Below are 21,684 nucleotides of genomic sequence, written 5' to 3'. Positions count from 1 at the left end.
GCTCTGAGGCTGATTATTGTCAACCTTTTAAAAATTATATTAATAAATTTTTTAATCTACTTTTGCCCATATTTTCTAAATGTAAAATATATAAATGGAATCAATATTATTGAAATTAGCAAATATAATATAATTATCATTGGTATTTGCATAAATATATGACCAAAAATTTCATATAATATGGGTAGTTTTATGCAATTATATATATTTACTAACTGATCTGGTGTTATTTTAAATAAATTTTCAAATGGCAAGACTCTTCCAATAAATGGCGATACTACGAATAATATTATTGGAATACACAAGCTTAGAAGTGACGAATGTGTTTTGGCTGATGTTAGCATTGTTACTACGCTTGCAAAAATACTTCCAATATATCCTCCAATAATTATTAGCAAATATCTTTCAAAAAAAGTGTAATTATAAATACAATAACTGTATTCTAATTGAATGGGCGATTTTGCTCCGCTTACACCCATTATCGTAAAAGATATTATGCAAAGACTTAGCATCAATGCCCAATATATAATTGTTGTCATCAATAAGCCTGTTCCTATTTTTATCTTAACTCCCTTATTTTTTCCTAATTTTGTGCTAAAAAAAATCGAATCAGCTTTTAATTTGAAATCTTCAGTAAATATTCCTGATACAAGAAATGATATGCCAATAATCAATATTAATGAGTAGGTTGTTGCATATAAGCCCATAGTTATCCACGAATCGGCAGGTTCGTAATAAAAAGGAGTTTTATTTTTTGAAAATTTTTCTTTCAAATATTTCATTTTTTTCTCAGTAACTCCATATTCTTTTACCAATTTTTTTATATTTTCTTTCCTGATATGGTAAATATTTTTTGCTTTGCTGACTTCTAAAAAATCAAATTTTTCATAATCCATTTCACTTCCATAGGACAAAGTGCTTACCATAAAATCTTTTATATCCATATACTCTTGCATATTTGTAGCATATATTTTTTCTGGAATTTGATTTTTATAAATAGCCTTAATTTTTTTATCTTTTTTTATCACATCTTCAAATACATCAGGATTTAATTTACCCGCATATTTTAATTTTTTCTCGCTTAGCTTTCTTGGTGCAAATATTCCATTATGGGTATTTCCATTATTATCCACAAAACTTATGCTCCATACTGCAAATATGCTAAAAGAAACTGCTATAGCAAACAAAAATATTAATAAAATTTTATTCATACGATTGCTAAGTAATAATTTTATCTCATGCCTTATCATATTTATCTCCACTTTCTGTTCTAAAATAATAGAAAAATACATCTTCTAGAGTGATTTCAACACATTTTGCATTGTTGTCGGGCTTATCTTCTGATAAAATTCTCATTTCAACATATTCTCCACTCTCTTTTACAAAACTAATCGAATTCTTAAATTTGCTTATTAATTTATCTGCTTGATCGGATTTGCAACGATAAATCCATGCTTTATAAGAAATATTTGAACATAATTCGAAAGCACTTCCTTGTTTTATAATTTTTCCATCTTTCATGACAAATATATGTTTTGCAATTGCTTCAATATCAGAAACTATATGGGTAGATAAAAGAACAATCTTATCCTTGGAAAGCTCTCCTATTAAATTTCTAAATTTAATTCTTTCCATTGGATCAAGTCCAGCAGTTGGCTCATCAAGTATAAGTATTTTTGGATCATTTAATAAAGCTTGAGCAATTCCAACTCTCCTTTTCATTCCACCCGATAATTTTTTCATTTTTTTTGATGAATGAATCTGCATTCCCATAATTTCTAATAATTTTTCAATACGCACTTTAGTCAATCTTTTATTTAATCCTTTTAAAGAAGCTATATAAGAAAGATAATCTTTGACACTAAGGTTTGGATAAAAACCAAATTCTTGCGGAAGGTAGCCAATAATATTTCTATACCTACCATCCATTTCAAATATATCCTCGCCATTATAATATATTTTTCCATCACTAGGTTTTAAAACTGTACATAAGATTCTCATAAGGGTAGTTTTTCCCGCTCCATTTGTGCCAAGAAGTCCATATAAGCCATTTTCCATTTCAATTGAAATATCATCAACTGCTATCAAATTCCCAAATTTTTTTCTAACATTATTCAATACTAAGCTCATTAAACTTTCCCTCCAAATATTCACTATGATCAAGTAAAACTTTTTGAATAAAATAAAATAATAATAAGGCACACATAATAAAGATTAAAATCCATACTATTGGTGTTATTTTTAAATAGAGATTATCATTCAAAATTATTAACATCCATCCCATATTGGCAGCCAAACAAATAATCATTGTCACAAATTGATTTAAATATCTTTTTCTAGAAAAAGCCATCATACAAATGATTGATGAAATCATAATCGGAAATACAAACTGCCCCAAAAGATCTACGACCAATATTTTTTGAATTTCTACAGCATAAACACAAAACACAGTTAAAATTCCTGTATCAATAAGTCCAAAGGCTATTAATTTAGCGGCATATACTCTTCTCAAATCAAAAAGTGAGCTTTTTTCAATTTCCATCGATTTATTTTCAATGTTTTTCCAAAGTTCTGGAATTATAAATATTACAAAAAGTGCCGCCAAAACACTCAATCCCCTTTGCATATAAACTATTTCTTTTGAAATAGAAAGCCAATATCCTGCAAAAAAAAGCAAAAGCATTTGTGCAAATAACCACTCTTTTTTCATAATTTTAATCTGCAAGGCAATAAATTCAATAAAGCCAATTCTATTTTCATTTTTCTCGCTATTAATAAATTCTTTAGCTTTAAAAACTAATTTGTCAATTGCTTCATTGGAAGGCTTTTTTTCATCAAATTTTCCTATATTTCTTAGTATTTTTTCCACTTTTTTATCATACTTGTCTATTTTTTTCATATTTCACCTTCTACATACTTTCTTATCATATCCTTGCCTATCCTAAGCCTATATTTAGTTAATTCTAATGAAATGCCACAAATCTTTGCAACTTCTTTTTGTTTTCTATCAAAAAAATAATATAGAATTATTACATCCTTAATATCTGATGGCAATTTTTTAACAGCCTCTTTAACATCTAAATATTCTATTTTCCTATCAGATTCTGTACACTCCAAAAACATCTTTTCAGAAAAATCTTCAATATTAAGATCTTTATTGCTTGCCTTCTTTTTTTTATCAATACATTTATTACGAGCAATTGTATATAAATAATTTAAAAGTTTGCCTTTATGCTTATAATGATTAATTGTTTTTAGAAAAGTTAAAAATACATCCTGCGTTATGTCCTCAGCCGTATTTATATCCAAAGCATGATATTTGCAATAGTTAAATATATCTCCATAATATTTTCGTATTATCATTTCAAAAGCATCACTATCGCCATTTCTAGCCCTAGATATCAATAAAAAATCTACGTTCATTCCTAACAATTCTCCTCAAATAAATCTTGCACTCTGTAATGTTTAACGATTAAAAACTACAAAAAGATAGTTTAAAAATTTAATTTAAATAAATTATTCTTTAAATTCCATCTACAAGCAAAATTTTATTTTGCAAGTGTTTGAAATTTTTCAAAAAAAAGACGATGAAGATATACTCTCACCGTCCTATAATTTATATCAGTCTGTAATTCTCTTTTTTTCAATATGATAAGTTGTAAAATTAAATGCGACACAAATAAAAAATAAAAAAGACTAAATATTTCTCAGATAAATAGCCTTTAATATTATTCACACAGAAATAGATTTCTGTATTTATTTTTTAAACATTTCTTAAATAATTCTGTACTATATTTAATTTTGCTATTTTAAGATATAAAAAAATCCTATAATAAAAACAGCACACATAGATAAAACACTCAACCATAATTTATAGCGTTTTTCTATATCTAATAAATTAATATATCCAATCCAACTTGTAATTTGTACAATAAATATCAAAATAACCCAGATGTTATCTAACTTAATCTTCTCATTAGTTACCATCCCAATCAGGATAGTAGCAAGTAAAAATACTATTCCTAATATTTTATTCATATATACACCTAATAACGACTAACTGAAACGATTGATTTAGATATATACCATACATGTCTTTTCCCAAGCCTACTACGATAATGCTTAACTTTTTTTATTGTAAATTTCAAACCATGGCTAGAATCATTAGGAATAAGTAATGTTCCTCCACCAACTATAGTGCTGATTGTTCCAATTACACTTCCTACAACTTGCCCACCAGGAACTCTTGTCAAAATTAAACCTACTACACCACCCACTGTTGCAGTTGTACCGATAGTAGTTTTAAACTCTGCCCATGATATATATACAGTACTATATGAAGTATCTGAGCGAGGTGATATAATAGGATTCTGTTCATCGCTACTTAATGTTTTATTCGTAATGGATGAATAAATTGAACCATCCTTTTTATTTAAGATTAAGTATTCTTCTTCACCAGTAGTATTATTATAAATGGTAACCTTTCTTGTGTTATCATCTTCTTTAACACTAACACGCTCAATTCCATCTTTTGAATTTATTGTAACAGCATCGTTGCCATCTTCGCTTATTGAGTAATCTTGTCCCTCTATTTTCTCTATACCATAATTTTCACTTGCGTATATTGGTGAAATTAGACTTGTAGACATTACTAAAACTGTCAATATTAATACACTCATTCGCTTTTTAAAGTTTTTTATCATAATCTCTAACCTTCTTATTATCAATTATTTGTTTTTCAAATACAAACTATAATACTGTGTCAATTCTTATTCTCAAACTATAATATAAATAAATCTCCGTTCTTGTACCTCTGAGGATTCATATAATTTATCACAATTAAACCTACCTTTATTTTAAGAAATAACATAAATTAGTAATGCATTTTGCTAATTATTACTACAATTTGAATCTAAACATTTATAATGTCCTGTACCATCTAAATCAAATATTTGGTATATACAAACGTCCAAAGCATTTGCTATATCGTTAGCAGTTTTTAGGCTCGGAATCGTTTTTCCTGTTTCTATTTTATTTATACTTGTCCTTGATATTCCCACTTTTTTACCAAGTCTATGTTGTGATAAACCTAGAGGTTTACGGTATTTCTCGATTCTATTATTCATTATTTCACCTTTCTTTGGTTAACTATAGTTAAACACAATCTCATCCAGGTGTCAATAATTCATCATATTTTTTAATTACCTTTTCCTCGTATATTGTTACATAATATCTATGTTAATACTTTTCCATTTTGCCTTATTGCTCTAAGTGTTTCTTTGAATTCTTTTGTCTTTGTTGCTTCTTCTAGTAGGATTTTTATTTCTTCATCTGTTAGTTCTTCTGCATTTTCTATAAAGCTTTCTAAGATTGCTCCTCTTATTATGAGCCTATGAGTTCTTTCTTTTCTTCTTTTCACTATGTCTTGTTTTAATATCTTTTGTTCTTGATTTTTTAGTTGCCTTAATCTTTCTTCTGTATCGTCTATTTTTTCTTTTATTTCTTTTTACTCTTGTCTTATTTGATATAATTTTTTCATACTAATCTCCCTTCTTGCAATAAAAAAGACGATAGAGTTTTTATTTTCTATCGCCTAGGTTATTTATCCTATTTATTTTTATTTTACACCCATTTCAATTTTGCAAGCTATAGGTATCTCTATAAAAAATACTGTATATTGTCCAAACTCACTTGTTGCTCCTATGTCTCCTCCCACATTATTAAGTATTTTTTTTACTATTGATAAGCCTAATCCCATTGATTCTTTATCAGTCGTCCTAGCTTTATCCACTGTGTACAATGGATTAAATATTTTATCTAATTCAGATTTCTTTATGCCCTTTCCATTGTCTTTAAATTCTACTATAACTGTATCTGGGTTTTCTTTTGCAATTATATCAATTTCCAATGGATTTTCACCTCTATATTTTATAGAGTTTGAAAACAGATTTTCTAATATGATTTCAAGCATCCTATCAGATAAACCTATAACTGTACTTTCTTTTATATCATTTTTATAAAATAAATTTTCTATTTCATTTGTAAATGATCTATTTAATTCATCTACAATTCTATCCAAAGATTCTCTAGCTCTGATATTATTTATTTCTTTGTCATATATACCAAATGATGAATAATCTTTTAGTTGTTTGATTCTATTATTCAATTGTTTAATCTTTTTGTTTATTATCCTTATATATTCGTCTTTTTTTTCTTGGCTGTCAGCAACTCCGTCACTTATTCCATCTATATGGGCTTGTATTACAGATAAGGGAGTTGATAAGTCATGGCTTATAGATGATATTAGCTCTTCTCTTTCTTCCTTTGCTTTATTTTCTCTTTCCCTATATGATTTTAAAGACGCTACCAATTTATTAAAATTATCCAACAATTCTCCTATTTCATCCACCCTATCATTTTCTATATATAAATCATATTCCCCTTTAGATAGCTTTTTAAAATTATCTAGCAAATCATATATAGGCTTTATAATAATCTTATCGACGTAAGCTAAAAATATAGTCGATATAATGATAACTACTATAGCGATAAGGATAGAAATTGATGTTAAAGATAACAAAAGACTTTTAGGTTCTTTTTCTGGTATTCCTAAAACCAACAAAAATAAAATTGGTATTAGAATGATTGATATGACAAATATTATTAAGTTTTTTTTAAGTGATTTAGATTTCAAATTTATAACCTACTCCCCAAACTGTTAAAATATATTTTGGATTCTTTGGATTATCTTCGATTTTTTGACGGAGTCTGTTTATAGTAACGGTAACAGTATTCAAATCTCCATAACTATCGAAGCCCCAGATTCTCTCATATAGTTGTTCTCGACTAAAAACTTGTCTTGGATTTTTAGATAAAAATATCAAAAGTTCAAATTCATTTCTACTTAAATCAAGATCTCTACCATCTTTTTCTACCTTATATTCTTTAGTATATATTCTGATATTTTCTAGGTCTATTATTTCAAGATTTTCCTTATTAAAAACTTGGCTTCTTCTAAGTTGAGCATTAACTCTTGCAAGTAATTCTCTTGGTCTAAAGGGTTTGGTAATATAATCATCTGCTCCAAGATCAAGTCCCTTTACCTTATCAAATTCATCAATTTTTGCTGACAAAATCAAAATCGGTATTGTAGATTTTATTCTTATATTTTGGCAGATTTCATAACCATTCATACCTGGAAGCATTAAATCTAATATTACTAAGGACGGCTTAAATTTATCAAAAATTTCTATTGCCTTATCACCTTCTGTACAAATTTCTACCTCATATAGCTCTTTTTCTAGATAATCTTTTATTAAATTTGCCAAGTCAAGTTCATCTTCTACGATTAAAATTCTACTCATCCTATCCTCTCCTATTTTAATATTTCTACCCTTTTAAAATAGGAAATATTGACAAAATATAAGATTAATATACCTATTAAAGATATTGCAATATACAAGCTAAGTTCAATACCAAATTCCCCTTTGATTAAAAGAGATGGTATTTTATAAACATATCTTACTAAAAATAAATATTTTAATTTTTCAGGACCTATTAAGCTTAGAATATAATATAAAAATCCCATTCCCATAACACTTGAAGCATTTTTTAAAAAAAGACCAGCATATACAATAAACATAGCTAAGCATATTAGTGGCAAGATAATAGAAATTTCACTAAAAAGTACACTAACAAAAGCTCTTATTCCCTCTAACTTTACTCCTCCAAGCAAAATAACTTGCCCATCGGAAATCAAAACTGTTCCATCATTAAGCATTATTTTGCCAACCAAAAAAGATGATATTATATCAAAAATCACTAAGGCTATTATCCACATGATTGTAGTTAATATTTTTGCTTTTATTAAATTTTTTCGATCTCCATTTACCATTATTGATAATTTGACAAGACCTTTTTCAAATTCTATAGCTGTTAAGTCTGAAGATATATAAATCACAAATAAGACTAAAAACAAAACTGTATCTGGAACTGAAACTAAGGGAAATGACATCCAATTCATATCCGTATGAATAAATTTATTCGCTTTTACTATATGAGAAATTAAAATTATTAGAAAAAATAGATAATAAAACTTATTTTTCCTTTGTTTATATAACTCAAAATCTATAAATTTTTTCATATCTCACCCTAATATAAAATATCTTTCTTTTCTAAATAAATATTGCTTATTATTAAAAATAAAGCTAATAATATCCCGCTTGCTAATATTAGAATACCAAATTCATTAGCTGATACATTTTTTATCATTGTAAATTTTTCTCCCATGCTTGTATTAAAGAAAAATATAAGACCAACAATAGAAATGATATTTGCTAGGCTAACATTTTCTATAAATAATCCTATTGACATACTTAATAAGCCGTAGGTAATTGTTGGTAAAAGAATCTTCCCATAAGTTAAGAATGTATAGATTAAATCACTAGCTTTTGTAAATCCTGGTCTTATTAAAGATAAATCACTCATATTTTTAAAATATAGGATTCCAAATAAATAGCACAAGATAACAAAAATTGTAGTTGTTATTATACAAAATATTGTAAAGGCAATTTGTTTGCTGACTAAATTTTTAATTCTTGACGGTTCTTTCAATATGCTCAATTTCATTGTGCCTGCTACTAGGTCCTTTGTTACTAAGGCATTTACTAAAATTGGTATGAAAAATATTAATATTTGCATATAAATATCTAAAAGGCTAGCAGGAAAAGTATAAAAACTATCAATATTCCACACTCCTTCTTTTGGATCATACATGGTAATATTCATCCAAATTAAGAGTCCAGCTGACAATAAAAATACATATCCTATCTTTGATTTAATGATTTTCTTTAATTCATTAGTAATTAATGCTTTCATTTTTCCCACCTACTTGATCAAAGAAAAGTTCTTCAAGATTAGATACATTATTTCCTGAAACTAATTTTTTTACATCACCTTCTATACATAATTTTCCGTCATGTAAAATTCCAACCCTATTGCAAATACATTCCATTTCATGGAGAAGATGGGATGAGATTATAAATGTTTTATTAGAAGTTTTTGCCAAAGATACTATAAGTTCGTTTATATCCCTCATACCATACGGATCTAGTCCATTGGTAGGCTCATCTAAAATTATTAAATCTGGATTTCCTAATAAGGCATTAGCAATACCAAGTCTTTGTTTCATACCCATAGAGTATGAGGCAAATTTATCTTTGCTCCTATCTTTTAGACCTACTAATTCAAGTAATTTATCAATATCTTTATCACTAGTGCCATCAATTAGTTTTGCCATTAATTTTAAATTTTCATATCCAGATAGGTTTTCATAAAACTTAGGAGATTCTACCATAGCACCTATGTTTTTAATTGCTTGATCTCTATTTTTTATTACAGATTTTTCATTTATTAAAATTTCTCCAGAATCAGACCTAATTAATGATGTAATCATTCTAATAGTAGTTGTTTTCCCCTCTCCATTTGCACCAAGAAAACCATAAACATCTCCTTTAAACACAGTCATATTCAAATCATTTATAATCTTTCTTTTACCGTAAGATTTAAATAAATTTTTTATTTCAAGTACTTTTTTGGACATAATTTCCTCCTTTGATGATTCTATTATAAGAGGTAAATATAACAAAACTATAAAAACAACATAATTTTTAACTATTTTTTGAATAACAATCAGTAATATTATTTTAATTGGTCTTTAAATTTCATATTAACGAATACGAAACTCGTACCATAATCTTCACAAGCCATAGCTATTGCAATGGCATTATTACAAGTCCTGCTATTATTCTTAATAAAAAGATTTGAATATTTTATTTAAATTGTTTGTGTTACCACTTCCTAAACCTAAGTATGAAAAAAGCACCCACTCTTGTAGATGCTAATAATCTTAGGCTTTTATATACTTAGTCGATCTTCCACTTCCTATTTGTTTAATTAATCCTCCATCTCTTAGTTCTTTTAATGCTCTCTCAATAGTTCTCTTTGAAATATCTGGACAAAGTATAACAATGTCAGATTTGGATAGAGCCTCTAAGGAGTTTTCAAATACCTTCATCACTCTTTCTGCAGATGTCAAAGATTTCTCCCCAATTATCTTAAATCTCTCATCACATTCACTATATGCCTTGTAGATTACAGATAAGGTATATTTTATAAATGGCAACTCATCATTATTTCCAGAATGCCAATTTTCACTTGACGCTTGTAATTCTTCATAATACGAATCTTTAGTATCTTCTATTAACATTTCTAATGAAATATATTTTCCTACAAAAAAACCATTTTTGTAAAGAAGCAAAAGTGTTATAAGCCTTGACATTCTCCCATTTCCATCAAAAAAAGGATGGATGCACAAAAAATCATGAATTACCACTGGAATTAAAAGCAATGGTGGTATTTTTTGGCTTATAGCATCATCATAAGCACTAATCATTTTATCTATATAAGATTCTGTTTCAAAAGCTGATACAGGCTGAAATCTTATTCTTTTTTCACCAAGTGCATTTGTTTCAACTATACTATTATCTATGCCCTTAAATTTGCCCTTATGACTATGACCAGAGAAAGAATATAGTTTATTGTGCAAGGTCAAAATATTATTTTTTGTAAATTCAATGTTTTCATAATTTTCATGTATGATATCTAGTACTTGTCTATAGCCATATATTTCTTCTTCATTTCTATTTCTTGGTTGGCTTTTTTTCTTCATCAATTCTTCTAACCTACTATCATTTGTAGAAATTCCTTCAATTGCATTTGATGATTTTGTTGATTGGATCTTAGCAACTTCTACCATTTTTTCAAGTATATCTGGGAAATTAACCACATATAATTCCTGTTTGCCTTTATACTCATATATTTTTGATATTAGATCATACATATTTGCTGGTATATTTAAATTAAGTAATTTTGCATAATTAAACTCTCTCATGTAATCCACCACCTTTCTCGCCATTATAGCACAATTGGCGTATATAAGTCAATGTTGGCGAGATTAATATCGCCATTTTAATGAATTTGGTTATGATGGATCAAAAGTGGCAAGATTAAATACAATTAATCATTTATCATCATTGGAAAATTCAATTGAATCGTTACCAAGTTTTATAGTCCTATCAAGAGCCAAAATTATAATGATAATAATAAACCGCTTTATATCTAAAATGAGCCTTATAATATTTCAACTCTCTTTCTATATCAACAAGTTGAGTATAGAATTCGTCATTTTTGTTTTTACTTGCTTTTTTTAAATTTTTATTACTAGCTTGTCTACTCATTCTTTAATCCTCTTGTGATTGTATTGATTTGCTAATCTCGATAACATCTTCAATTTTGCAATCCAACGCCAAGCAAATCTTTTCTAATGACTCTAAGTTCACATAAGAGTTTTTGCTCATTCTTGAAACTATGTTGCTTGTTATGTTTGCAGCTCTTTTTAAGTCTTCTTTGTTCATTTCTCTTTCTACTAATAAGTGCCATAATGGTTTATAAGAAATTGCCATATTATTACCCCTTATCCGTTTTATTGTTAAGATATATTATATCATAAATGGCTAATAAGTCACTTTAGCCTATTTTATACTTGTGCTTGCGTGAGTATTTATTGAGATAGTCCTATCAAGCCGTTCCAAATCGCAAGACACATATTCCTTTACTAGTTTTACCTTAAATTCTTTTGTGTATTCTGGCATACAAAAACCCCTCCATCCGTATTCCGGATTTTGGGGTTCAGGTCCATATATAGCAAGTGATTATCTAATATTTGTTTTTCTTTAAATTGATTTTATTGTATATCTTAATAATTCTATTGATCCAATTATAAAAATTAAACTGGGATTCATAACAAACCCCAGTTTCATAATTAGCGTGTTCTTTTAATATAATTTTGATCCTGCTGGAATATTATTATCAAGCATTATCAAGTTAAGTTTTTCTTCTCCATCGTACTCACAAATTGCAGATATAATCATACCTTCTGAGTCGATTCCCATCATCTTACGTGGAGGAAGATTACAAATTGCAAGCAGTGTCTTTCCAATTAAGCTCTCTGCGCTGTAATAATCCTTAATACCAGATAAAATAACTCTTTCTTTTTCAGAACCATCATCTAATGTAAATTTCAAAAGTTTTTTTGATTTTGGAACTTCTTCGCAATTTTTAACTTTCACAGCTCTAAAATCAGATTTTGAGAAAGTTTCAAAATCTACATAATCTTCAAATAGTGGTTCAACTTTTATTTTTGATAAGTCAATTTTTTCTGTAGCAATTTTTCCATAATTTTCATTTGATGAGATTTCATTTTCTGCTTTTTCTTTTCCTATTGGCTTCATTGTTGGGAAAATCCCCTCTACCTTAGATAATTGTCTAAATCTCTATAAAAGTCTATTTTATGGTACTTCTCCATTTACGACAATTTGCTAACTCTCTATAAGTGCCTATAGATTTCTAGCAAATTGTCGTAAATTTGTCGTAAGCTGTCGTAAATCCTAAAATATAAATTTCATCGCTTTTTCAAATTCTCCCATCTGTTCTATTTTAAAATCTTCTGTTGCATCTACATATATATCCATTGTTGTAGTAATATCAGAATGACCTAGAATAGACTGCATTGCTTTTGTATTTATATTTTGTTCATTAAGCCTTGTAGTAAAGGTGTGTCTGAAAATGTGATTGCTTAAATGTGGAACTAATAGAATATCATTAGAGTTCGATTTATTTTTATCCATTATACTTAAATTGCAATCTCTAACAATTCTTCTCAAAGCTTTATTAAGTGTTCCATTATTGTGAACCTTTCCGAATCTATTTAAAAATACAAAGTCTTTAAATCCATCGATTGAATCACAACATTTGATTCCAAAAGTCTTTTGTAACTCTCTTTCCATAAGAAAAGCATCTTTTACTTTTTGAACCATAGGAATACTTCGCTTACCCGATGCTGTCTTCGGTGTATTAATAGCATATCTATTGTTTAATCCTTTACCTTTACTATAATATACCAAAGTCCTATTTACATTTATAAGACCATTATCAAAATCTAGATCGTCCCATTGCAATCCTGTGACTTCTCCAACTCTCATTCCTGTCCAAAGCATAACAATGAATATTGGATACCATTTTTTATATTCGTCACTATTAGATAAGTATTCTTCAAATAGCATCTGTTCTTCTAATGTCATGGCTTTTTTCTTCGGAGATTCATTTCGATAAGCTACTTTTAATTCCTTCAAAGCATTGTCAGATGGATTAAACCTTATATATTCGTCATCCACTGCTAATTCTAACACCTGATGTAAGACAGTATGAACACAATCTATGGTAGAAACCATCAATCCCTGATCTTCCTTTAATCTGTTATAAAAACTTCTAACATCAGATCTTTTAATATCAGATAGTTTAATACGACCAAAAGTCGGTTCTACAAATTGTTTATACATATAGATGTAATTTTTAAAGGTATTATCTTTTAATCCTCTTTTAACCTTCGTCCATAGATTAAAAATATCATTTACAGATAAACTACTTCCTTCGTTATTAATTCCATCTATAGTATTGCGTAAAATATCTAATTCCTTTTCTCTTAATTCTTTTAGAGTTTTCGCATAGATAGATTTTCTACGACCTATTTTGTCTTGCCACTTAAATTCATAAGTGCCATTTGACCTTTGATATTCACCGTCTTTTAAAACAACCCCTTTACTATCTTTGCGTCTTTTTACCATAAAAATTCTCCTTTTGATAAAAGAACACGCTATAATTATTATACCGCATTATGCGTGTTTTTTATACAATTCCATATCTAGATGGAAAATTGTCTATTCAAATATTCTTCCATTAATTTTTTCTTAATAAGACGCTTACTACCATTAAATAATACAAAATTGCAATCATCTTCATCCGTTAATTGTCTAACTTTATCTTGACCAATATTAAAATATTCAGATGCTTCTTTTAACGTTAAAAATGCTTTTTCAGAAACACGAACTCCTTTTATATTTTCATTAATCATAAATCCTCCAAATAGTGTATTAAAAATATTAATTTTAAAATTTTAAAGTTTTTTGACATTGACAAGTGCCTTGGATTAGCAACATAGGAATCTCACCTCCGCCTCTGTTCAGGATGAGCCGGCTTCAACCTTAGAAGTATCATTATCCTCATTTTCTTCTTAGCGGATAGGGTATCCCTCCCTATATTCAAACTCTTACTTATCGCTCCCTTTCTTCTTCCCTTGCTTTTAGCTTAGCAGTACTTGTTTTGCCGAATTTTTCAGCAGAAAGATCTTGGCGGATAGGTTATTACGCTCCAAAAATGATTAATGTCTTGTCTTGGTCTATTCAATTGTTAAGGTTCAAATATTGTTTAAATTTCTTTTAAAATAGAAAGAGGACAAAACTCCCCTCACTTTATAAAGGAAAATTTGCCCTCTTTGGTAACCAGAAATTATATTTCTTCTATAAATTTCTTTAGTTTTTCTAAAATCTTATCTCGTCTTTTTATTAAAGCAGGATGTGATATATTTTGAGTCTTTGCTACTGCACGAAGTGTTTCATCATTGAAATATAATCTTTCAATTATTTCCCGTTCATCCTCATTTAACTTTGACATAGCGTTTCTTAGTGCTTCAATCATCATTTGTGTAGCTACTACCTTTTCTACATCAACATTTTTATCTTCTAGATTATCTTCAAAATTCCCATCGTGATTTAGAGACGAAAAAAAGAGCAAGTGGTTTTTCTTGTCCACCTGCTCTAAATATTTTTCATGTTCACTTTCTTGCCAGTAGACTTTGTATATCTGCTTGCTTACTTTGATTTTTTGTCCACCGACATAAAGATAATATTCTTTTGTCATAAATGTTTCCTCCATTCTTTTTTTGTCTTTTTGTTTTTAGACAAAAAAGGAGGACTCCTGCTCTTGGGCATGGTTAGTCCTCTAAAATGAAAGAAACCCTTTCTAGTGTTGATAATATTTAATTTTTCATCAGAGTTATCTTGATGATAACCATAGTAAATTATAGAAAAAGGAATATTTACTTAGATCCATTATTGTTATTTTCATAAAGTAAGTCCTTTCCTTTTTTCTGAATTTATAAAGACCTTATCCTCACTAGATTATTTTCACTTGGTGAGAATAAATGCGAAACTAAGTTTCTTGTCTTTTAAAGTATAGTATAACTTAAATAAATTTATAATTCTGCTAACTTTTGTGCATATTTTTATAAGCAATTACTGTTTTGTATCATGGGTAAATATGATAGATAAAGTAATAAAAATGTTATAATAAAGATAGAAAAATATACTGATAGATACCGAGCTTTTCAAAAATATCTGAATATATGAAATACGATTGTAATTAGCTTTTAGAATAAAACAATGAGTTTAAAAATCGAATTTATAAAAATGATTATAAGAAAGGATTAAGTATAGTTAGTAGTATTAAAAGCAAAGTCTATGGTAATAATTCACGTTAACAAAATTTATATTGGAGATAAAGATGTAACTAATTTAGATATTACTAATGCATATTAGTAAGATAAAAGATAGAATAAGAAATATCATTAGGAGATTTTTTCAATATAAATTGATATAATAAAATTATCAAATGCCTTATGGTTGGCACAAGCTTTTATTAAAATCAACATTATAGCTTTTAATATAATAGATCAAACTTATCATCAATTACCAATAACAAAAAGTATGATGATAAATCCTTAATTGTATTCTTGATTAGTATTTCAGTGTTTGAAAAGGTAGAATGCAATTCATACATGGAGGGACTTATGATACCAGTAAATATATCTGAACAACTTATGTTCAACACTGTAAGATTAGAAACTAAAGAAGGTTCTGGTACAGGATTTTTCTTCAATTTTATATTTGGAAATAGTTATGTACCAATTTTAGTAACAAATAAACACGTAGTAAACTACAATCAATCAGAAACCGTCACTTTTTTCTTACATCTAAGAGAAGGAAAGGATAACGAGACTATAGAAAGTTATCCTATTACATTAGAAACAAATTGGATATTCCACTCGAATAAAGATCTATGTTTTTCATTTATGAACCAAGTTTTTGAAGAAGTAAAAGCACGTACTGGTAAAAGTGTATATTATATACCGGCCGAGGAAGATTTGATTCCCAATGAAGAAGTCACAAGTAATCTTTCTGCTTTAGAGGAAATAGTAATGGTAGGATATCCCATAGGACTATGGGATAAAATAAATAATTATCCTATTTTTAGAAAGGGTTATACTTCTTCACATCCATCATATGATTTTAATGAAAAAGGAATTGCTCTCGCTGATATTGCAGCATTCCCTGGATCATCAGGATCTCCAATTTATATTATAAATGAGGGTAGTTACAAAGAAAAAACTGGTGGTATAATTATTGGACAAAGCAGGTTAATATTTTTAGGTATTCTATTTGCTGGTCCTACTATTAATACCAATGGAGAAATAATTGCTATTGATATACCTACACAACAAAAAATAATAAGCAAAACATCAATAATGACTAACTTAGGTTATTACATTAAATCTGCTGAATTACTTGAATTTAAAAATGTAATAGAAAGTATACTTAAAAATCAAAATTAAATATTAATACACGCTTAACGCTTATAACTTTAATAGCAAGCACAGTAAGTGTACGGACACTTACGAAAAAATTAATGGAGCAGACCTTTATGGCATGCTCCATTTTTTTAATTTTTACCTTGTTAGGGAGAACCCTAAGACCCCGAAATATATCTTATAAAGGAGAACAAAATGGCTAATAGATTTAGAAATGAAAGAATAGAAATAAAACTAACTAAAGAAGAAAAAGAAGTTTTTGAAAAGAAAATGAAACTTGCAAACTGCAAAACTATGTCCCACTTTCTTAGAAAATGTGTATTAGAAAAAGAGATTTATGTTGTAGATTTAGAACCATTTAGAAACCTACAATGGCTACTTTCAAATGCAACAAATAATATAAACCAGATTGCAAAAGCAACTAATACAACTGGTGTTATATACAAAAATGAAATTGAAGCAATGAATAAAGAAATAGAAAAATTATCAAGAGAAATATGGCAAATCCATTCCCTACTTCTAAATAAATCAAAAGAAAGTTCTGGTGATTAGTATGGCAATTACAAAAATACATCCTATAAAATCAACTTTAAATTTGGCAATAGATTACATTACTAAGAGTGAAAAAACTTATGAAAAAATCTTGGTATCTTCATTTAAATGTCATCCATCTACTGCCCATATTCAATTTATGAAAACACGAGAAGACAATGATACTAAAGGTACAGTTTTGGCTAGACATTTAATCCAATCTTTTCTACCAGGAGAGGTTGATCCTATAACAGCTCACGAAATTGGAATGGAATTATGCAAGAAAATTTTAAAAGAAGATTATGAATTTGTTCTTGCAACTCATATAGATAGAGGGCATATCCATAACCATATTATTTTTAATAATGTCAATTACAAGACTGGTAAATGCTACCAATCTAACAAAAAAACTTACCATAAAATCAGGTATCAAAGTGATGAATTGTGTAAAGAAAATAAGCTTTCGGTCATTGATGAATATTATGAAGCTTACAAAAGAAAATATAAAACTGCTGGTAAATCTTGGTATGAGTTTGACCAAAGTAAGAAAGGAAATTCTTGGAAGTCTAAACTGCAATTTGACATAGATAGAATGATTAATAAGTCTAACTCCTGGGAGGAGTTTTTAGAAAACATGAAATCCCTTGATTATGAAATTAAGTTTGGTAAACATATTGCTTTTCGTCATAAAGATAAGCAAAGATTTACAAGAGCAAAGACTATCGGAGAAGATTATACTGAAGAGAAAATCAAAGATAGAATAGATTTAGCTATCAAAAATAAAGCTAATCCTATTAAAAAGCGAGTAGGAAATGTTATTGATATATCTACTAATGAAAAAGCTCAATCCTCTAAAGGTTATGAAGTTTGGACAAGGAAACATAATATAAAAACAATGGCTGACTCGATAGTTAAGCTTAGAGAGCAAGGAATTAATTCAATTACTCAACTCGATGATCTAATAAAAAAATCTGCCGTTGATAGACAAGACTTATTAGATAAAATAAAGAAAATCGAAACTGAAATGAAGAGTTTATCTCAAGATATGGAAAATATAAATACTATAAATAAGTATCGTGAAATATATAAATACCACAAGAAAAATCCTGAAGATAAGCAATTTGCAGAAGAATATTATAGTGAACTTTCTGTCTATAAAATAGCTGCTCAAGACATACTAAAGAATTATAAAAAGCTACCAAACACAAAAGAAGTACTATCCAAACTTGATGAATTACAAGAAAAAAAGAACACCCTTATGCAAGAGTATTCTTTGAATAAAGAACAATTTTCTTACCTAGTTCAATATAGGAAAAACTATGAAAATTATTATGGAAAGGAAGTAGAGAGGTAGGACTGCTTAACTACCTCTTTTACATTTATTACTTTTCCCACTCGAATAAAATATTTAGTTCATTATATTCTTCTGAATATTTTTCTTTGTCTATAATTACTCCTCAATATATTTTATCAATGATTTATTGTCTACAGTTTTAGCTATTACAATCTCAATAATTGCCGCTAATACATGAATTAATATTAGATAAGCCAACACATATATTAAGTTAAAATTATATTCGAACTTCAATACTATATCTCCGATTATATCTATCAATGTTTTCCCTATTATCCCCCCTAGTATAATTGAAATAATATTAGATATTACTATTATTATTTGTGTTTCAAATATTCTTGATAGTATAAAATGTGATTTTTTCATCCCTAGTGCCATCATAGTTCCTATTTGATTTTTTCTTTCAATAAATGTGGTTATGGATAAATTAATGACATTAAACAAAGCAAATATCAAAAAAACACACGTAAATATCAGTGATGCTAACAAAATTGTTTTGTATTGCTTGTTAAGCTCTTTTACATAATCATCAACTTTATTGAATTCAAGTAATTTATTTTCTGACAAGATGTTTCGAACTTTATCCTCTATAATATTCATTTTTTTCTTATTTATAGAGTCCTTTAATTTTAATGAAATAGAATTGTTAATGTTATAGTCGCATAATTCTTCTAATTTTTTTTCTGGAATACCAAATATATATTCTGAACTTGTATCGTTTAAAATAGCGGATATAGTAAAATCTTTTTCATCAATATGTCCATCTTTCCCTCTAAATTTTAACCTAATAGTGTCCCCTAACTTTGGACTTAGTTTATACACATCTTCAAAAACATTGTTAGCATTATTAACTATCAAATCATTCTCATCTTTTATATCTCCCAATACTAATTTAGTCTTTAATTTATCAATATCAGTTTCTTTATATCCCACAATAGTTGTAACCTGATTGCGTATATCATTCTTTTCTATATCAAAATTTACCGTAGTAGCTTTTTCAATATTAATACGATCAATCTCATCTATTTCCTTAATTTTTGATATTAATTTTTCATCAATTGGATTGTTTTCGGCTTGTGTAAAAGCTTTTTTATAATTGCTTGCATTTATATCATCTGGTTTATACTCCATAAATTTAAATGTGATATTATATTCACCTAATTTGAATTTAGTATTTTTAGCTATATCTTCAGTCGAAATAGAAGAAAAAACACCTATCATAGCAATAAATATTACACTACATAACGCTAAAGATATTAACGTAAATATAGAACGCTTTTTATTCCTTTTAGCATTTAACATACCTAGATATAAAGGAGTAACTTTTTTAGAGCTATGCCTTGGAGCTATAACATCCGTATAAGAAGTATAACTCATTGCTTCAACTGGAGAAATTTTAGATGCGTAATTTGCAGGTCTTAATGTAGAAATACAAGCAATTGTGAATACAAAGATGACTGTTGCAATAAAAATCAAACCATGTATCTTGAAATCAAAAGTTCCTGGTCTAATCAATATATTTACCAAAATGCCCAATAATCCGCCCACTATTCCTGAAGGAATTGCAATAAACTGAGCCTGTCTTATTATTAATTTTTTTAAATCTTTACGCTTTAAACCTAGTGCTCTTAATTTACCAAGTTCATTGATGCTTCTATTTATAGATATATAATATATTGAATATAAAACTAATGAAGTTGTAATTGAAAGCAATAGCAAAATAAGCGTTAGTTCTATACTAGAATCACTAATTTTTTGATTATTGGAATAAGTAAAAAACTCATTATAAATATTAATGTTTTCTTTAGGAATTTCAAACTTATCTCTTATTTCATTAGCTTTACTATAAGCAAACTTCTCTGACTTATCTTTCAAAAATATCATAGAGGAACTTACTTTTACTTTTGAATTCTTAAAATAATTTTCCGATACGTATAAATTAACCTGACTCACTTCCATATCCCTATATGCTATAGATGATATAGTAAATGTTTTTTCTCCAGAATTATCATCGACTTTTATTTCATCTCCGATTTTCAAACCATATTTGTCTGAAATAGATTTTTCTATCATAATATCATGTGAATCTATTGGCAATTCACCTTTTATTGAATCGAAATAATTATTATTGTCTAAATAAATTACATTAGTTGGAGATCCTTGAAATTTTACTTGATCAATAATATTTAACGTAACAATTTTATCTATGCTTCTATCTGATTTTATATCATTAATTTTATCAGATTTATTTAATACTGTTATTTGAGGCATGTATTTTGTAGTCTTATGTATGCCAATTTGATTTGATGCAGAAAAAGAAAGTGTCAATGACAAAATAAATGCGGAAAAGATTATTGTTAAACCTATAAGGAAATTTTTATTTTCTCCTCTTATATACTTAGTTGCCAATCTACTAATATAATTCATTATTTTGATAACCTCCCATCTTCAAGACGCACTATACTTGCATATTTATTCTCCAATAAATACTCAACTATATTTTGATCATGGGTAATTAAAATAATTGTTTGGTTAAAATTTCTATTAGTTGAAACAAGTAAATCAATAACATTTTTACTATTTTTGCTGTCTAGATTCCCAGTAGGTTCATCTGCCAATAATATACTTGGATTTGTTATTAAAGCTCTTGCAATAGCAACTCTTTGTTGCTGTCCGCCCGAAAGTTCATTTGGCATTTTTTGTAATATATCTTCGATACCTAAAGTATCAACTATTTTATTTAGGTATTTCTCATCTTCTACAAGTCCACTAATATTAAGTGGAAAAAGTATATTTTCTTTTATATTCAATATATTTATCAAATTAAACCTTTGAAAAATAAACCCAATATTTTTACTTCTAAATTCAGTCAATCCATTATCGTCTAAATCCGCTAAATTTATACCATTAATTTTTATACTTCCGCTTGTCGCTCTATCCAGCCCTCCTATTATATTTAGGAGCGTAGATTTACCACTACCAGATGCTCCTTGGATTATTAAAAAATCGCCTTTCCCAACTTCTAAATCAACCCCATCCAAAGCCTTTACTTGATTATTTACTGTTCCATAATATTTTTTTATTGCTTTTATATTTAATATTTCCATATTTATCTCCTTGTATATCTAAATTTAAAGAAACTTTAAGTATGTTTTTTATATTATTAGTACTAATAAACTCACTGTGATATCTATCATGA

24 protein-coding genes and 2 pseudogenes are annotated in these 21,684 nt (G+C 27.8%); 4 read left to right on the top strand and 22 right to left on the bottom strand.

The window, feature by feature from the left end; genetic code table 11:
- Nucleotides 1-56: 56 nt before the first annotated feature.
- The 20 genes and pseudogenes from HMPREF0078_RS02490 to HMPREF0078_RS02400 form a co-directional block, all read right to left on the bottom strand.
- Nucleotides 57-1,211: an ABC transporter gene (locus HMPREF0078_RS02490; protein WP_232618482.1), complete on the bottom strand. Its 1,155-nt coding sequence runs from the start codon at nt 1,209-1,211 to the stop codon at nt 57-59.
- 25 nt (nt 1,212-1,236) lie between these two features.
- Complete coding sequence (locus tag HMPREF0078_RS02485) at nt 1,237-2,130, bottom strand: ABC transporter ATP-binding protein (protein WP_004838508.1); 894 nt, start codon at nt 2,128-2,130, stop codon at nt 1,237-1,239.
- Nucleotides 2,111-2,899: a hypothetical protein gene (locus HMPREF0078_RS02480; RefSeq protein WP_004838507.1), complete on the bottom strand. Its 789-nt coding sequence runs from the start codon at nt 2,897-2,899 to the stop codon at nt 2,111-2,113. The genes HMPREF0078_RS02485 and HMPREF0078_RS02480 overlap by 20 nt, the downstream gene beginning before the upstream one ends.
- Nucleotides 2,896-3,423 carry an RNA polymerase sigma factor gene (locus tag HMPREF0078_RS02475; protein ID WP_004838506.1) on the bottom strand — a complete coding sequence of 176 codons (528 nt, stop codon included), beginning with the start codon at nt 3,421-3,423 and terminating at the stop codon, nt 2,896-2,898. The genes HMPREF0078_RS02480 and HMPREF0078_RS02475 overlap by 4 nt, the downstream gene beginning before the upstream one ends.
- Before the next feature lie 381 nt (nt 3,424-3,804).
- Entirely contained in the window at nt 3,805-4,038 is a 234-nt protein-coding gene (locus HMPREF0078_RS02470; protein WP_004838505.1) for a hypothetical protein, read from the bottom strand.
- 8 nt (nt 4,039-4,046) lie between these two features.
- The gene (locus tag HMPREF0078_RS02465) at nt 4,047-4,679 is read right to left on the bottom strand and encodes a hypothetical protein (protein ID WP_208853657.1); all 633 of its coding nucleotides are present in this window, start codon (nt 4,677-4,679) and stop codon (nt 4,047-4,049) included.
- Between the two features lie 210 nt (nt 4,680-4,889).
- Nucleotides 4,890-5,126: a helix-turn-helix transcriptional regulator gene (locus HMPREF0078_RS02460; RefSeq protein ID WP_004838503.1), complete on the bottom strand. Its 237-nt coding sequence runs from the start codon at nt 5,124-5,126 to the stop codon at nt 4,890-4,892.
- Nucleotides 5,127-5,233: 107 nt separating this feature from the next.
- Nucleotides 5,234-5,500, bottom strand: coding sequence for a DUF3847 domain-containing protein (locus tag HMPREF0078_RS02455; RefSeq protein WP_232618489.1), 267 nt, complete (start codon nt 5,498-5,500; stop codon nt 5,234-5,236).
- 117 nt (nt 5,501-5,617) lie between these two features.
- Nucleotides 5,618-6,694, bottom strand: a complete 1,077-nt coding sequence (locus HMPREF0078_RS02450) for a sensor histidine kinase (RefSeq protein WP_004838501.1) — start codon at nt 6,692-6,694, stop codon at nt 5,618-5,620.
- On the bottom strand, nt 6,684-7,364 hold the full coding sequence (locus HMPREF0078_RS02445) for a response regulator transcription factor (RefSeq protein WP_004838500.1): 681 nt from the start codon (nt 7,362-7,364) through the stop codon (nt 6,684-6,686). The genes HMPREF0078_RS02450 and HMPREF0078_RS02445 overlap by 11 nt, the downstream gene beginning before the upstream one ends.
- Nucleotides 7,365-7,375: 11 nt before the next feature.
- Nucleotides 7,376-8,143 (bottom strand): ABC transporter permease, encoded by a 768-nt coding sequence (locus HMPREF0078_RS02440; protein WP_004838499.1) that lies wholly within the window; start codon nt 8,141-8,143, stop codon nt 7,376-7,378.
- An 8-nt stretch (nt 8,144-8,151) separates the two neighbouring features.
- Nucleotides 8,152-8,877 (bottom strand): hypothetical protein, encoded by a 726-nt coding sequence (locus tag HMPREF0078_RS02435; protein ID WP_004838497.1) that lies wholly within the window; start codon nt 8,875-8,877, stop codon nt 8,152-8,154.
- Nucleotides 8,858-9,601 (bottom strand): ABC transporter ATP-binding protein, encoded by a 744-nt coding sequence (locus HMPREF0078_RS02430; protein WP_004838495.1) that lies wholly within the window; start codon nt 9,599-9,601, stop codon nt 8,858-8,860. The genes HMPREF0078_RS02435 and HMPREF0078_RS02430 overlap by 20 nt, the downstream gene beginning before the upstream one ends.
- A 306-nt stretch (nt 9,602-9,907) precedes the next feature.
- On the bottom strand, nt 9,908-10,951 hold the full coding sequence (locus HMPREF0078_RS02425) for a Fic family protein (protein ID WP_039920421.1): 1,044 nt from the start codon (nt 10,949-10,951) through the stop codon (nt 9,908-9,910).
- A gap of 184 nt (nt 10,952-11,135) precedes the next feature.
- Nucleotides 11,136-11,297 (bottom strand): adenine-specific methyltransferase EcoRI family protein, encoded by a 162-nt coding sequence (locus tag HMPREF0078_RS08930; protein ID WP_004838492.1) that lies wholly within the window; start codon nt 11,295-11,297, stop codon nt 11,136-11,138.
- A gap of 3 nt (nt 11,298-11,300) precedes the next feature.
- A complete protein-coding gene (locus tag HMPREF0078_RS02420) occupies nt 11,301-11,522 on the bottom strand; it encodes a helix-turn-helix domain-containing protein (protein WP_004838491.1) in 222 nt (73 codons plus the stop codon).
- Between the two features lie 372 nt (nt 11,523-11,894).
- Nucleotides 11,895-12,362 (bottom strand): annotated as a pseudogene (metG, locus tag HMPREF0078_RS02415) (methionine--tRNA ligase subunit beta); the annotation flags it as partial.
- A 144-nt stretch (nt 12,363-12,506) separates the two neighbouring features.
- Entirely contained in the window at nt 12,507-13,742 is a 1,236-nt protein-coding gene (locus tag HMPREF0078_RS02410; RefSeq protein WP_004838489.1) for a tyrosine-type recombinase/integrase, read from the bottom strand.
- A gap of 77 nt (nt 13,743-13,819) precedes the next feature.
- A complete protein-coding gene (locus tag HMPREF0078_RS02405) occupies nt 13,820-14,029 on the bottom strand; it encodes an excisionase (protein ID WP_004838488.1) in 210 nt (69 codons plus the stop codon).
- A 434-nt stretch (nt 14,030-14,463) separates the two neighbouring features.
- Nucleotides 14,464-14,874, bottom strand: a complete 411-nt coding sequence (locus HMPREF0078_RS02400) for a sigma factor-like helix-turn-helix DNA-binding protein (protein ID WP_039920420.1) — start codon at nt 14,872-14,874, stop codon at nt 14,464-14,466.
- A 752-nt stretch (nt 14,875-15,626) separates the two neighbouring features.
- On the opposite strand from HMPREF0078_RS02400, the pseudogene HMPREF0078_RS09370 reads away from it, so the two are divergent.
- The 4 genes and pseudogenes from HMPREF0078_RS09370 to HMPREF0078_RS02385 all read left to right on the top strand — a co-directional run.
- Nucleotides 15,627-15,825 (top strand): annotated as a pseudogene (locus HMPREF0078_RS09370) (hypothetical protein); the annotation flags it as partial.
- A complete protein-coding gene (locus HMPREF0078_RS02395) occupies nt 15,803-16,624 on the top strand; it encodes a serine protease family protein (RefSeq protein ID WP_039920416.1) in 822 nt (273 codons plus the stop codon). The pseudogene HMPREF0078_RS09370 and the gene HMPREF0078_RS02395, both read left to right, overlap by 23 nt.
- 171 nt (nt 16,625-16,795) lie before the next feature.
- Entirely contained in the window at nt 16,796-17,152 is a 357-nt protein-coding gene (locus tag HMPREF0078_RS02390) for a plasmid mobilization protein (RefSeq protein ID WP_000013364.1), read from the top strand.
- Nucleotide 17,153: 1 nt separating this feature from the next.
- A complete protein-coding gene (locus tag HMPREF0078_RS02385; protein WP_004838485.1) occupies nt 17,154-18,485 on the top strand; it encodes a relaxase/mobilization nuclease domain-containing protein in 1,332 nt (443 codons plus the stop codon).
- A gap of 96 nt (nt 18,486-18,581) precedes the next feature.
- On the opposite strand, the gene HMPREF0078_RS02380 is transcribed toward HMPREF0078_RS02385, so the two are convergent.
- Complete coding sequence (locus HMPREF0078_RS02380) at nt 18,582-20,912, bottom strand: FtsX-like permease family protein (protein WP_004838484.1); 2,331 nt, start codon at nt 20,910-20,912, stop codon at nt 18,582-18,584.
- Entirely contained in the window at nt 20,912-21,592 is a 681-nt protein-coding gene (locus HMPREF0078_RS02375) for an ABC transporter ATP-binding protein (protein ID WP_004838483.1), read from the bottom strand. Before HMPREF0078_RS02375 ends, HMPREF0078_RS02380 begins: the two co-directional genes overlap by 1 nt.
- Nucleotides 21,593-21,684: the final 92 nt, after the last annotated feature.

Origin of the sequence: Anaerococcus vaginalis ATCC 51170 (assembly GCF_000163295.1) — a bacterium.
Lineage (GTDB): Bacteria > Bacillota > Clostridia > Tissierellales > Peptoniphilaceae > Anaerococcus > Anaerococcus vaginalis.
The sequence above is the reverse complement of the archived record's forward strand: the minus strand, read 5'-3'. Positions and strand labels throughout refer to the sequence as shown.